The sequence below is a fragment of the Pseudomonas nitroreducens NBRC 12694 genome (assembly GCF_002091755.1).
Lineage (GTDB): Bacteria > Pseudomonadota > Gammaproteobacteria > Pseudomonadales > Pseudomonadaceae > Pseudomonas > Pseudomonas nitroreducens.
This window is the reverse complement of the sequence record NZ_BDAI01000010.1, coordinates 130165-143595: the sequence shown is the minus strand read 5'-3', so window position 1 is coordinate 143595 and position 13431 is coordinate 130165. Positions and strand designations below refer to the sequence as shown.

The 13431-nt window shown below is 64.0% G+C and carries 10 protein-coding genes; 4 read left to right on the top strand and 6 right to left on the bottom strand.

What is annotated here, in order from left to right:
- Positions 1–5: 5 nt before the first annotated feature.
- Positions 6–1604: an outer membrane protein transport protein gene (locus PNI01S_RS21995; RefSeq protein ID WP_024765706.1), complete on the top strand. Its 1599-nt coding sequence runs from the start codon at positions 6–8 to the stop codon at positions 1602–1604.
- Between the two features lie 10 nt (positions 1605–1614).
- Positions 1615–2796, top strand: coding sequence for a MalM family protein (locus tag PNI01S_RS21990; protein ID WP_024765707.1), 1182 nt, complete (start codon positions 1615–1617; stop codon positions 2794–2796).
- 176 nt (positions 2797–2972) lie between these two features.
- On the opposite strand, the gene PNI01S_RS21985 is transcribed toward PNI01S_RS21990, so the two are convergent.
- From PNI01S_RS21985 to ppsR, 6 genes are all read right to left on the bottom strand, one after another.
- Positions 2973–3959 carry an alpha-L-glutamate ligase-like protein gene (locus PNI01S_RS21985; protein WP_024765708.1) on the bottom strand — a complete coding sequence of 329 codons (987 nt, stop codon included), beginning with the start codon at positions 3957–3959 and terminating at the stop codon, positions 2973–2975.
- 3 nt (positions 3960–3962) lie between these two features.
- Positions 3963–5498: an osmotic stress tolerance membrane protein RloB gene (gene rloB, locus PNI01S_RS21980; protein WP_038803686.1), complete on the bottom strand. Its 1536-nt coding sequence runs from the start codon at positions 5496–5498 to the stop codon at positions 3963–3965.
- 4 nt (positions 5499–5502) lie between these two features.
- Positions 5503–6045, bottom strand: coding sequence for a retropepsin-like aspartic peptidase RloA (gene rloA, locus PNI01S_RS21975; protein WP_024765709.1), 543 nt, complete (start codon positions 6043–6045; stop codon positions 5503–5505).
- A 283-nt stretch (positions 6046–6328) separates the two neighbouring features.
- Entirely contained in the window at positions 6329–7222 is an 894-nt protein-coding gene (locus tag PNI01S_RS21970; protein ID WP_084359114.1) for a DUF2950 domain-containing protein, read from the bottom strand.
- Between the two features lie 10 nt (positions 7223–7232).
- A complete protein-coding gene (locus PNI01S_RS21965; protein ID WP_065084148.1) occupies positions 7233–8813 on the bottom strand; it encodes a DUF3300 domain-containing protein in 1581 nt (526 codons plus the stop codon).
- A 162-nt stretch (positions 8814–8975) separates the two neighbouring features.
- Positions 8976–9794: a posphoenolpyruvate synthetase regulatory kinase/phosphorylase PpsR gene (ppsR, locus tag PNI01S_RS21960; RefSeq protein ID WP_017516884.1), complete on the bottom strand. Its 819-nt coding sequence runs from the start codon at positions 9792–9794 to the stop codon at positions 8976–8978.
- 166 nt (positions 9795–9960) lie between these two features.
- On the opposite strand from ppsR, the gene ppsA reads away from it, so the two are divergent.
- The gene (gene ppsA, locus PNI01S_RS21955; protein WP_038803688.1) at positions 9961–12330 is read left to right on the top strand and encodes a phosphoenolpyruvate synthase; all 2370 of its coding nucleotides are present in this window, start codon (positions 9961–9963) and stop codon (positions 12328–12330) included.
- Between the two features lie 65 nt (positions 12331–12395).
- Positions 12396–13370: an alpha/beta fold hydrolase gene (locus PNI01S_RS21950; RefSeq protein ID WP_065084149.1), complete on the top strand. Its 975-nt coding sequence runs from the start codon at positions 12396–12398 to the stop codon at positions 13368–13370.
- The last annotated feature ends 61 nt before the right edge of the window (positions 13371–13431 follow it).

The window sequence follows — 13431 nt, the reverse complement described above, 5'->3', positions numbered from 1 at the left end:
ACCACATGACTATGCGCATTTCGCCCCTCGCGGTGGCGATGGCAGGGGTGGGGTTTGGCTGGGCGACGCTCGCCAACGCCCAGTTGGCCAACGACCTGACCATCGGCAACCCCAAGGCCATGGCCATGGCCAACGCGGTCACGGCCGACTCCACCGGCATCGACGCGGTGCACTACAACCCCGCCGCCCTGACCAAGCTCAAGGGTCGCCAGACCCAGATCAAGCTGATCACCGGGGTCATGGACATCCGCGCTGGTTTCAAGGCACCGCCGGACTATGGCTCCGCCGCATTCGGCCTGGACGACGACCCGGTGGCCGGCCAGAACAGCCGTACCCTGACCCCGACCATGTACCTGCCGGGCCTCGGCGGCATGACCGACATGCCGCTGCTGGTGGCGCCACTGGCGGGGCTGTCGATCAACCCGCCCGGCTCCAAGTTCACCTTCGCCACCAACGTCTACGCGCCCCAGGCGCTGGGCTATTCGCGCGACTCCGACAGCGACCCGGCGCGCTACGAAGGCCGTCGCGTCTCGCTGCAACGCATCACCTACTTCTCGCCCTCGGTGGGCTATGAGGTCAACGACACGCTGTCGGCGGGCCTGTCGATCGGCTTCTCGCACCAGGCCATGGCCCTGGATACCGACTTCCGCAACCCCGGCCTGCTCACCGGCCTGCTGCAGACCCTGCACGACACCACCTGCGTGCCGGGCGCACAGGAAATCGTCGAATTGGTGTTCAACGTCTGCGGTGGTCGCATCGGCCCCTACGATTCGCTGGCCAACCTCAAGCTGGACATGCAGCAGACCCTGTCGCCGAGCTTCAACCTCGGCGTGCTCTGGGAGCCCTACGACTGGTTCGCCTGGGGCGCGACTTACCAGAGCGAGTCGCGCATGCACCTCAAGGGCAAGTACCGCGTCGACTACACCAAGGACTGGCAGGGCTTCTGGTCCGGCATGCAGAGCTCCGTGTTCGGCGCCTTCCTCAGCCCGCTGTTCCCCTATGGCAATGCCGAGGAAGAGCACGGTGTGGCGACGCTGAACATGGTCAACCCGGACAGCTTCTCCACCGGCATCAAGGTGCGTCCGTTCGACAAGTGGCAATTCAACTTCGACCTGAAGTGGACTGACTACAGCGACTGGAACAAGCTGGAAATCGAGTTCGACAAGGAGCTCGACCTGCTGCGTATCGCCAAGAACTTCGCGCCCAACGGCGCCACCGACCACAGCATCATCCTCGACCGCGGCTACCAGGACACCTGGAGCTACGCCATGGGCATGCAGTACGACGTCAACGACCGCCTGCAACTGCGCGCCGGTTACGAGTACCGGCCCTCGGCGATTCCCAAGGACAAGGCGGATGCCCTGGTGCCCATTGGCGATGCCAACCTCTACGGCCTGGGTCTGGGCTATCAGTGGGACAAGGACACGGTGATCGACCTGGGCTTCAACTACTTCGTCTCCAAGCAGAGCATCAAGGCGGGCACCAGCTGCAACCTGAACTGCACCGGCATCGACAACCTGGTCTACAACCCTTATGCCGGACTCGATGTCAGCACCACGGTGAAGGCCTACGTCTTCGCCATGACTTACCGCACCACCTTCTGAGGGCATGAACATGGGCAGGCTGACCCTCCTGATCTCCTGCATCGCCGCCGCCGGCCTGAGTGCGTCGGCGCAGGCCGCCAGCGGCCGCTACCTGTCGTGGGTCGACGACAGCGGCCAGGTGCACAACACCTTCGTCGACGACAGCTATGCCAAACAGCAACGCCAGGCGGACAAACGCATCGACCGGAGCGACCGAGCGCGGTTGATCGACGTCAGCGCTACCCAGTGGCCGGGAAGCCGGCCAGCGGGGGAGAGCAAAAGGCGCTATTTCACCTGGGTCGATGCCCAGGGCAACCTGCAGAACAGCTTCTACGCCGCCGGCCAGGTCGCGCCTGGGCGTGCCGACTATGTGCTGCCCAACGGTGATCATTCTTCCGAGTACATCGATGCCGAGTCCTATGAGGACCGCGGCTTCGTCCGCAGCGAGAACGGCAGCCCTTACTTCACCTGGGTCGACGACAAGGGCCAGGTACGCAACTCGCCGATCACTGCGCAGCAGCGCGGCGAAACCTTCCGTCGTGGCGAACAGGGCGGCAGCCAGATCGCCTTCACCGAAGGCCGTCAGATCGACCTGAAAACACGCCCGAGCAACTTGCCGGGGCTCGATGGTGCAGGCGAGCAGACCGACGCCATGAAGGCACTGCTCAAGGGCAGCGGCAAGACCCTGGACGATCTCTACGTCGACCTGCAGCGGCGCTGCTGCGACCAGATGGGCGAGGGCGACTTCACCGAACTGTCGGCCGAGGAACCGCGTTATGAGGAGCTGAACAAGTTCTCGCCGAGCTTCGACTTCCCCATGGGCAAGAGCTACTACGTGGCGATGAAGTTGCCCAGCTCCCAGCGCGTCTACGGCCTGCGCGTGCGCAGCTTCGCCAATCACCAGGTGGTCTACCCGTCGCTGCTGTTCCTCGACGAGCAGAAACGCCCGACCCGGCTGGTGAGCGACGCGGTGTACAAGCTCAATCCGGAAACCTGGTACCGCTATGCGTTTATCGAGGGGACCATCCCGGTGCGTGCGAACCAGGGCGAGCGCTACGTGCTGTTGCTGACCACCGATGAGGACCGCAGCCTGCAGACTCTGGATAACAAACCGTACAAGCGCCCGCTGGAGAACCTGGCGGTGAACGAGGCGGGGATGAAGGTGCGCGATCACGGCGACCAGGGGGGCTTCGAGCTGGCGGTGGTGCGCTGAGCTGAAGCTCTTTGTAGGACCGAGGGGGACGCCTAGTTATTGCTCGCGAACCGCCCGACTGCGGAGTTGCCGGGGGATCCGTTCGCGAGCAAGCTCGCTCCTACAGGTAGATAGCGCAGCGACTACCCCATGAAAAAGCCCGGCATTTGCCGGGCTTTTTCCTGGGGCAGGGCGACTCAGACTTCCTTCGGATGAACATGGCCGAACAGCTGCTGGGAGAAGCGCACGCGCTCCTCCACAGTCTCCTTCACGCCCTTGGCTTCCAGCTCGGCGATATGCGCCTCCACGGCATGGGTGCGCAGGGTCAGGCCGCAGTCGTTGGCGATCTGGATGTTCAGGCCGGGCCGGGCGTTGAGCTCGAGGATCAGCGGGCCCTTATCCTGGTCCAGCACCATGTCCACGCCGATGTAGCCCAGGCCGCATAGCTCGTAGCAGCCGGCGGCGAGCTTCATGAAGCCGTCCCAGTTCGGCAACTGCACGCCGTCCACCGCATTGGTGGTGTCCGGATGCTTGCTGATCTTGTTGTTCAGCCAGGTGCCGCGCAGGGTCAGGCCGGTGGCCAGGTCCACACCCACGCCGATGGCGCCCTGGTGCAGGTTGGCCTTGCCGTTGGACTGGCGGGTCGGCAGGCGGAGCATCGCCATCACCGGGTAGCCCATCAGGACGATGATGCGGATGTCCGGCACGCCTTCGTAGCTGATGCTCTTGAAGATCTGGTCCGGGGTCACCCGGTACTCGATCAGCGCGCGGTCGCGGTGGCCGCCCAGGGAGTACAGGCCGGTGAGGATGCTCGACAGCTGGTGCTCGATTTCCTCGTGGCTGATGATCCGCCCGGAGACCGTCTTGTAGCGTTCCTCGAAGCGGTCGGCGATTACCAGGATGCCGTCGCCGCCGGCGCCCTGCGCCGGCTTGATCACGAAGTCGCTGCGCTCGCCGATGATTTCCGGCAGGCGTTCGATCTCCTTCTCGGTGGAGATGATCCCGTACATTTCCGGTACGTGGATGCCCGCTTCGATGGCGCGCTGCTTGGTGATGATCTTGTCGTCGACGATCGGGTACAGGTGCCGCTGGTTGTACTTGAGCACGTAGTCCGCGTTGCGTCGGTTGATGCCCATGATGCCTTTGGCTTCCAGGGCTTTCCATCGCTTGATCAGGCCGAACATGGCTTAGTCCTTGAGGAAGGCTTTGAAGCGGAACAGTTCGGTCAGGCGGTAACCGCGGTAGCGACCCATCGCCAGCATGAACGACACCAGGATCAGCAGCACGGCCGGGAAGGTGAACACGAAGTACACCAGTTCCGGTACGCGCATCAGGATGTGCGCCAGGGCGGCGGCGAACAGGGTGCCGATGGCAGCCTTCATGGCGTGGGCGGCGCCGCGCTCTTCCCAGGTGATCGACAGGCGTTCGATGCTCATGGTCAGGATCACCATCGGGAACAGGGCGACCGACAGGCCGCTCTCGAAGCCGAGCTTGTGGCTGAGCAGGCTGATAGCGGCGATCATCACCACCACAAAGGTCAGCACCACCGACAGGCGCGGCAGCATCTGCAACTTCAGGTGTTCCAGGTACGAGCGTAGCGACAGGCCCAGGGCGGTGATCACCGTGAACAGGCCGATGCCCCACTGCAGGCCGGTCTCGCGGAAGGCCAGGGCGATCAGCACCGGGGTGAAGGTACCCAGGGTCTGCAGGCCGATCAGGTTGCGCAGCACCAGGATCACCAGCACGCCGAACGGGATCATGATCATGATCTGGAAGGTCTGCTGGGTAGACAGCGGCAGGCCGTACAGCGAGTATTCGAGGAAGGCCGCGTCGGTGTTCTCGTCCGACAGCTTGGCCAGGCGGATGGCGTTCATCTCGCTGCTGTTCAGGCTGAAATTGACCGTCGCTTTCTTGCCGCCTTCGATGGACAGCAGGCTCTCGTCACCCAGCCACCATATCAGGCGGTCGTTGGGCAGGCCGCGTTCGCCGGTTTCCGGGTTGAAGTACAGCCACTCCTTGCCGTTGTAGCTGCGCAGCCAGAGTTCGGGTTGTTGCGGCTGGTTGGCGACCAGGCGGATGGTGTGCACACGCTCCAGCGGCACGTGGGCCACGGCGAGCAGGGTCTCGACCACGTGGGAGCGCTTGTCCAGGCTGGTATCGCCGGCCAGCAGCAGCTTCACGTTGTCGTCATTGAGGTTGTTGGCGCGCTTGATGGCTTCGCTGACGAAGGTCTCGACATCCGCCGAGTGCTGGCGGATGGGCGCGATCAGCGCTTCGGCGGCGATCTTGTCCGGGCCTTCGAGCGGCAGGCTGTCGCGGAAGATCGGGCCTTTCTCCTTGGCTTTTTCGCCGCTGGCGCCGGCATAGCGCTTGGTCAGCACCAGGCGGTAGTAGAGAGTCTGCTGGCCGCTGGCGCGGCGCGAGGACCAGGTCACCTTGCGGTTGCCGTCCGAGCGGTTGATGCCCACGCCGTAGTTGTTGGAGACGAAGCTCTCGTTGAGGCTGACGTAATCCTGAGTCAGCGGCGGCACGAACATCTGCACCTTCACCGGGGTCTTCGGCGTGGCGACGAACTCGACTTTGGCGTCGATGTTCCACAGGTCGTCGGTCTCGGCCTCGGTCATGGGAATGCCGAGGACGAAGATCTGGTAGGCAGTGATCGCGACGCCCAGCGTCAGCAGGATGGCGATCAGGACCTTCAGATGCAGGGTAAGAGAGCGCATGGGATTACTCGGCAGGTTTCGCTACGGGTTGGCAGCCGGGCTTGCCGGCAGCGTATTTCAGGCTCGGGTCGACCAGGGCGCCGAAACGCTTTAGCGCGTCGGAGCCGATCAGAAGCGGGTATTGGAAGGCGCTGCGGTCGGTAAGGTTCACTTCGATGGTGCGCAGGGCCTTGCCCATGCACAGCTCCAGTTCGATCACCGGGCGCGCGGTATAGGCCTTGCCTTCGTCAGGGTCGTAGTCGCCGTGGCGGCGCTTGATCTTGCTGATGCGCGCCAGGGGTTTCTCGATGGGCTGGCTGTCGGCGGTGTCGGTGGCCAGGTAGAAGCGCACCCAGGTCTCGCCGTCGCGCTTGAAGCGCTTGATATCGCGGGCGCTGAGGGAGGCGGTCTTGGCGCCGGTATCGAGCTTGGCGGCCAGTTCGATGTCCAGGTCGTTGATCCGTGCGTATTCGTTCAGGCCATAGACGGTCTTGCCGGCAGCGGCGCTGATGCCGGGAAGCAGAAAGATGCTCAGGAAGAGGAGCAGGGCAGTGGGCTTGAGTCTCATGGGCCTTGATGAGTGAGTGGCCGCAAAGCCTTGAAAAGAAACGCCCCGGTCGTCACCCCATATGGCTGTGGCCGGCATGCCGGCCGGCGGGACCTGGTGACGCCAGGCAATAGCGCGGCGAATTCTATCATGTGGTTTTTCGCTGGCGACAGTCGGTTGGCGCCTTGGCAGGGTATTTGTTTCAGGCTAATGACAGGCCGGCGCGTACCTGCCGAACAGCGAGGCGAGTGGCAGACTTTCCCCGTCCCGTCCGACCGCAGGAAGGCCGGACGGGTTCAGGGCGTCAGGGTTTTTCTTCTTGCGCAGTGACTTCGGTCCAACTGCTGTCCGGGTCGAAGCGGCTCATCTTCATGGCGATCTTGCCGCTCTCCGGGCCGAGGTTCTTCGAGAAAATCTCGCCGTCGTGGCTGATCATGAAGCTCATGACACCGCTGTCGCCGTACTTCACCGGCCAGGCGATCAGGGCAAAGCCGCGAGTCATCCTGCCGCCGATCTTATAGTCGTAGGCGCCACCCGGTGCCGATGGCCCCTGGGCGGTGAGGATGCGGTAGTGGTAGCCGTGCCAGCCGTCACCGGGCAGTTCGTCGCCGAACAGCGGGCCGAGCGGGCTCTCCTCGCCGCCTTCTTCCTCGGGCCAGTACAGGCCATCGTGGTATCCGTCGCTGCTGACGAATTTCTGTGCGTATTCCAGGATGCCGTCACCGTTGCGGTCGACCTCGGCGAAGTCCATCTGCGCATCGTGGTAGGCCTGCACGGCTTCCAGGGTCGACTCCTCGTTGCGACCGATGCGGCGGATGCGGATTTCCTCGCCGCCGGCCTTGGCGTTGAATGCCCAGCCTTTTTTCTCCTGCTCGATGGGCAGGGGCAGCGTCCAGGGATCGTTGCCCACCACCAGATGCGCGCGCCTCGCGTTGTCCTTGTGGATTTCGTGCTTGTCCCGATAGTGCGCGAGGAAGGCGTCCACCTCGTCGCGGTCGATACCTTCGGTGGGGATGTAGTTGTGCCAGTCATTGCCGAGCAGGGCAGCGAGGCGCTCCGGATCGGCTTTTTCGGTGCCGAGTGCAGCGATGAAAGCGTCGGCGGCGGCTTCCGGGGTGGGGAAGGACTCCTGCGCCAGCAGGAGGCCGGGCAACGCACCCAGGAGGGCGAGCGCCAGCAGGCGCGATGCGATATGCATGACTCGTCTCCTATCGGCGTCCGCCGCCACGAGGCGCGCGGGCAGGTCGTTGTACGGCATGCCCGGCGCGCGCCGCCTGCGGGCGGCTGGCAGCGGCGCGGCTGACTTGCCCGCGGTTGGCGAGCTCGCGGGTCTGCCGCGGATTGTTGGCGCCGGCGAAGGCGTTGTTGCGGGGAGCCTGGGTACGGGCGTGCTGCTGACGGGCCTGTTCACGAATTTTCTGGTTGTTCTGCGCCCTCGGTCGCTGCTGGGATTGTGCGTTGCGGCTCTGTGCCACGTTCTCCGCGCGCTGGCGGGCCTGGTTGACGTCACGCGGTTCGCGGTTGGCCTGCTGGGCACGCTGGAGGGCCTGCGGGTTGTCGCGCAGATCGCGGGTCGCAGCCTGGGCGCGCTCACGTGCCTGCTGATTGTTCGCAGGCGGTGCGACTCCCCGCTGGGCCAGGCTTTCCCGCGCGCGAGAGCGCTCCTGCGCCTTGGCCGAGTCGAAGCCGCGCATGGCCTCGCGCTGCTCGCCACCGGCAAGCCGGCGGTTGTACTGCTCGCGGCTGCGGGTATCGCGATAGGGCACGCCGTTGCGGTAGGTCGGGTCATGGCGCCAGGCGGTGCGATTGCCGTTGACGGTGCGGTTGCTGTTGAAGTCGCGGTTGACGTTGACGTTCCGGTTGCTGTTGAAGTTGTTGTAATGCTCCACGTCGACGTCGATCTCGTGGTCGTCCCAGTCGCAGTCGCCCCAGAGCGAGCCGACGATGGCGACGCCAGCGCCAAATGCCAGGCCGGTCGCCAGTGCAGTGGCTACCGGGTATTCGGGCGGAGGCGGGTAGTAGACCGGTGGGCTCGACGGATAGGCCCAGGTGCCGTAGACCTGCGTCGGGTTGTAGCTGGGGACGTAGACCACCTGCGGATCGGCCGGCTCGATGATGATGGTTTGCGCCGGCGCCGATTGCTGCACAACCGCGGTACCACCGCTGGGCGCGGGCTGAGCGGGAGCCGGCGACGCCGGTTTAACGGTGACGGTCTGCTGCTCATTCGACTGCAGGTTGCCGGCGGCCTGGGCCTGGCGACGCAGGCGCTGGATGGCGTCCATCACCGCATCAGGCTGGGCCAGGAAGGCATCGCCGACCCGCTGTACCCAGACCGGGTCCTGTCCCAGCGTCGCCAGTACCAGCGGGAAGGCAACCAGCGACTGGACGCTGGGGTCCCATGGCTGATTTGCCACCTGCTTTACGGCGTCGTCGCCACTGACTTTGGGGTTCGCCTTCGACCATGCTGCCGCGTCGGCCACATTGCCAGGATAGGTGGTCGCCATCAGCACCTGCGCCAGCAGAGAGTCGGGATACAGCGCGAGGGGCGCGAGCATCTGGTCCAGTTGCTCAGGGGTGAATACGGCCTGGGACTGTTGCTCTGCAGGGGCAGGGGCGGTGGCTGGTGGCGCGGGCGCAGCAGCCTGGGCCGGGGGCGGCGCTGGCACGGCGGTGGGCTGAGTGTTGGCTGGTGGGCTCGGGTTGGCCGCCTTGGCTTTGGGTGGTTTATCCGAATCGCAACCCGACAGCGCCAGCAAAACGACCAGAACCAGGTACTGACATTCTCGCATGGCGCTCTCCTGTGCCGTTGCAGTGGAATGCCCGCCCCATGACATAGGTCACGGGTAATTCGTGGGTCTGGAGAATGATAGGCGCAGCGGCGAGAAGCTGCCGAAAGATCAACGGCCGGTATGACCGGCCGTCGAGCGGAGAGGCGATGAGTCTCGGAGGGATTACTTCAGGCGGCGCTCGACACCTTTTTCCACCAGGATCTTCGCGGAGATTTCCTCCACCGAGAAATGTGTGGAATTGATGTAGGCGATGTTCTCGCGGCGGAACAGGTTCTCCACCTCGCGAACTTCGAACTCGCACTGGGCGAAGCTGGCGTAGCGGCTGTTGGGCTTGCGTTCGTGGCGGATGGCGGTGAGTCGGTCCGGGTCGATGGTCAGGCCGAACAGCTTGTGCTTGTAGGGCTTGAGCGCATTGGGCAGCTGCAGGCGCTCCATGTCCTCTTCGGTCAGCGGGTAGTTGGCCGCACGGATGCCGTATTGCAGGGCCATATAGAGGCAGGTGGGCGTCTTGCCGCAACGCGAGACGCCGACCAGGATCAGGTCGGCCTTGTCGTAGTAGTGGGTGCGGGCGCCGTCGTCGTTGTCGAGGGCGAAGTTCACCGCATCGATCCGCTCCATGTAATGCGGGTTATGGCCGATGCTGTGGGATTTTCCGACGGAATACGACGAGTCTGAGGATAATTCTTGCTCGAGCGGGGACAAAAAGGTCGAGAAGATGTCAATCATGAAACCGTTGGATTGCGCCAAGACCGAACGGATCTCACGATTGACGATGGTATCGAAGATGATCGGTCTTGCCCCGTCTGCCTCCGCAGCCCGATTGATTTGCTGTACCATGACGCGCGCTTTTTCTTCGGTATCGATGTAAGGTCGCGTCAGTTTGGTGAAGTTGATGTTCTCGAACTGCGCCAGAAGGCTCTGGCCGAGGGTTTCGGCAGTGATGCCGGTGCCGTCGGAAATGAAGAATGCAGTTCGTTTCATGTGCGCTGCGGGCCTTATTAGGTAGGATCGAATCCTGGTTATGATAGGCCCCACGTTTGCAAGGCCCTTTGCCGGGGCATTCTCACCCATTTTTCCGGCTCCGGCCAGAAGGGTGGGGCCGCTCCGACTCGTATGACCTTTTCCAACACTTAGTGGAGAGATCACCTTGGTAGAGTACGTAGTTTCCCTCGATAAGCTCGGCGTCCACGATGTCGAACATGTGGGGGGCAAGAACGCATCCCTGGGCGAAATGATCAGCAACCTCGCCGGTGCCGGCGTTTCCGTACCGGGTGGCTTTGCCACTACCGCCCAGGCCTACCGTGACTTCCTCGAGCAGAGTGGCCTGAACGATCGCATCCACGCGGCGCTCGATGCCCTGGACGTGGATGACGTCAACGCCCTGGCCAAGACCGGCGCGCAGATCCGCCAGTGGGTGATGGACGCCGAGTTCCCCGAGCGCCTCGATGCCGAGATCCGCAAGGCCTTTGCCGAGATGGCCGGCAGCAATGACAACATGGCCGTTGCCGTGCGTTCCTCCGCCACCGCCGAAGACCTGCCGGATGCATCCTTCGCCGGCCAGCAGGAAACCTTCCTGAACATCCGCGGCGTGGACAACGTGATCCGCGCGGCCAAGGAAGTATTTGCCTCCCTCTTCAACGACCGTGCCATCGCCTACCGCGTCCACCAGGGCTTCGACCACAAGCTGGTCGCCCTGTCCGCCGGCGTGCAGCGCATGGTTCGTTCGGAAACCGGCACCGCCGGGGTGATGTTCACCCTGGATACCGAATCCGGTTTCCGTGACGTGGTGTTCATCACTGGTGCCTACGGCCTCGGCGAGACCGTGGTGCAAGGCGCGGTGAACCCCGACGAGTTCTACGTCCACAAGCCGACCCTGGAAGCCGGCCGGCCGGCCATCCTGCGCCGCAACCTGGGCAGCAAGGCCATCAAGATGATCTACGGTGACGAAGCCAAGGCCGGTAAATCGGTCAAGGTGGTCGATGTGGAGAAGGCCGATCGCGCCCGCTTCGCCCTGTCCGACGCCGAAGTGACCGAACTGGCCAAGCAGGCCCTGATCATCGAGAAGCACTACGAGCGTCCGATGGACATCGAGTGGGCCAAGGACGGTGACGACGGCAAGCTGTACATCGTGCAGGCCCGTCCGGAAACCGTGAAGAGCCGTTCCAGCGCCAACGTGATGGAGCGCTACCTGCTCAAGGAAAAAGGCAAGGTCCTGGTCGAAGGCCGCGCCATCGGCCAGCGCATCGGCGCCGGTCCGGTGAAGGTGATCCACGACGTCTCGGAGATGGACAAGGTCCAGCCGGGCGACGTGCTGGTCTCCGACATGACCGACCCGGACTGGGAACCCGTGATGAAGCGCGCCAGCGCCATTGTCACCAACCGTGGCGGCCGTACCTGCCACGCTGCGATCATCGCCCGTGAACTGGGTATCCCGGCTGTCGTCGGCTGCGGTAACGCCACCCAGGCGCTGAAGGATGGCCAGCGTGTGACCGTGTCCTGCGCGGAAGGCGATACCGGCCTGATCTACGAGGGCGAGCTGGGCTTTGACGTTCGTCAGAACTCGGTCGATGCCATGCCCGACCTGCCGTTCAAGATCATGATGAACGTCGGCAACCCCGATCGCGCCTTCGACTTCGCCCAGCTGCCGAACGAAGGCGTGGGCCTGGCTCGTCTGGAGTTCATCATCAACCGCATGATCGGCGTGCACCCCAAGGCGCTGCTGAACTTCGCCAGCCTGCCTGCGGACATCAAGGAAAGCGTCGAGAAGCGCATCGCCGGTTACGACGATCCGGTCGGCTTCTACGTCGAGAAGCTGGTCGAGGGAGTCAGCACCCTGGCCGCTGCCTTCTGGCCGAAGAAAGTCATCGTGCGTCTGTCGGATTTCAAGTCCAACGAATACGCCAACCTGATCGGCGGCAAGCTCTACGAGCCGGAAGAAGAGAACCCGATGCTCGGCTTCCGTGGCGCCTCGCGCTACATCAGCGAATCCTTCCGTGACTGCTTCGAGCTCGAATGCCGTGCGATGAAGAAGGTCCGCAACGAAATGGGCCTGACCAACGTCGAGCTGATGGTGCCGTTCGTGCGCACCCTGGGCGAAGCCTCCCAGGTCGTCGATCTGCTGGCCACCAACGGTCTCAAGCGTGGTGAGAACGGCCTGCGCGTCATCATGATGTGCGAACTGCCGTCCAACGCCCTGCTGGCCGACGAGTTCCTCGAGTTCTTCGACGGCTTCTCCATCGGCTCCAACGACCTGACCCAGCTGACCCTGGGCCTGGACCGTGACTCGGGCATCGTTGCGCACCTGTTCGACGAGCGTAACCCGGCGGTGAAGAAGCTGCTGTCCAACGCCATCCAGGCGTGCAACCGCGCCGGCAAGTACATCGGCATCTGCGGCCAGGGCCCGTCGGACCATCCGGACCTCGCCAAGTGGCTGATGGAGCAGGGCATCGAGAGCGTGTCGCTGAACCCCGACTCGGTCCTCGATACCTGGTTCTTCCTCGCCGAAGGCCAGGCTTGACGTTTCCCTTACCATCCTGAGAAGGGCGGGTGATTTCACCCGCCCTTTTTTGTGCAATAGATTCCATGCAAAGCAGCAGTCAACTCTTTCCCGTCGCGCTCGTGAGCGCCGAACTGCGTGGCGACCTCACCGAGGACGTCTACCGCCTCAAGCCCAATAACAGCCCTGACTCCAGCGTCGAGCTGGCGGTCACCCGTCTCGGCCTTCCAGACGGGCGTCGAGGCGTACCGGTGATTCTGCTGCATGGCAGTTTCTCCAATCGGCGCTTCTGGTTCTCGCCCAAGGGCATCGGGCTGGGTGCCCACCTGGCGCGTGCCGGCTTCGACGTGTGGATCGCGGAAATGCGTGGCCACGGCCTGTCGCCGCGCAACGAGGACTACGACCGTAACCGGGTCGCCGACTACGCGCGCTTCGACCTGCCGGCCATCGCCAATTTCGTGGTCGAGCAGAGTGGCCAGGTGCCGCATTGGCTCGGCCACTCCCTGGGCGGCGTGACCCTCGCCGCCGCCCTGGGTGGTGGTTACCTGGGTGATCAGCAAGCGGCCAGTGCGGCGCTTTGCGGCAGCCAGGTCAGCCGCACCTACTGGCCGCTGAAGTTGCCCCCGGTGGCGTGGAGCGGGCGGTTCCTGCTCAAGCGCATGGGCGGCCTGTCCGGGGCCCGACTCAAGCGTGGGCCGGAGGACGAGCCGCTGGGCCTGGCGCTGGAGGCCCTGCACTGGTACAGCCTGTTCGGCCGTTTCGGCGAGAAGGGCAATGACTGGTGGGCCGGGCTGCAGAAAGTCTCCGTGCCCGTTCTGGCGGTCGGCTCCGATGGCGACATCCAGGACCCGGCCTGGGCCTGCCGCAAGCTACTGGAGCAGTTTGGCTCCGAGGTGCGTGAATATCTGCACCTGGGGCGTCGTCAAGGCTTCTCCGAGGATTTCGGCCACGTTGACATGCTGATCAGCAAGGGCGCCCAGCGCGAAGTCTGGCCACAGCTGCAGCATTGGCTGGAGCACGGTTGCCTGCCAGCGGGGCAGGGCGCTCTGGCGCAGGCTTGAGCTTGGCGTGGCAGGGAGTAGACTGTGACGCCATTGCGGCTTTCGGTCACATCCAGGCCTG

Bases quoted from the DNA above. Each gene is read 5' to 3' on its own strand.
- PNI01S_RS21995 (WP_024765706.1), top strand. From the start codon at position 6: ATGACTATGCGCATTTCGCCCCTCGCGGTGGCGATGGCAGGGGTGGGG.
- PNI01S_RS21990 (WP_024765707.1), top strand. From the start codon at position 1,615: ATGGGCAGGCTGACCCTCCTGATCTCCTGCATCGCCGCCGCCGGCCTG.
- PNI01S_RS21985 (WP_024765708.1), bottom strand. From the start codon at position 3,959: ATGTTCGGCCTGATCAAGCGATGGAAAGCCCTGGAAGCCAAAGGCATC.
- rloB (WP_038803686.1), bottom strand. From the start codon at position 5,498: ATGCGCTCTCTTACCCTGCATCTGAAGGTCCTGATCGCCATCCTGCTG.
- rloA (WP_024765709.1), bottom strand. From the start codon at position 6,045: ATGAGACTCAAGCCCACTGCCCTGCTCCTCTTCCTGAGCATCTTTCTG.
- PNI01S_RS21970 (WP_084359114.1), bottom strand. From the start codon at position 7,222: ATGCATATCGCATCGCGCCTGCTGGCGCTCGCCCTCCTGGGTGCGTTG.
- PNI01S_RS21965 (WP_065084148.1), bottom strand. From the start codon at position 8,813: ATGCGAGAATGTCAGTACCTGGTTCTGGTCGTTTTGCTGGCGCTGTCG.
- ppsR (WP_017516884.1), bottom strand. From the start codon at position 9,794: ATGAAACGAACTGCATTCTTCATTTCCGACGGCACCGGCATCACTGCC.
- PNI01S_RS21950 (WP_065084149.1), top strand. From the start codon at position 12,396: ATGCAAAGCAGCAGTCAACTCTTTCCCGTCGCGCTCGTGAGCGCCGAA.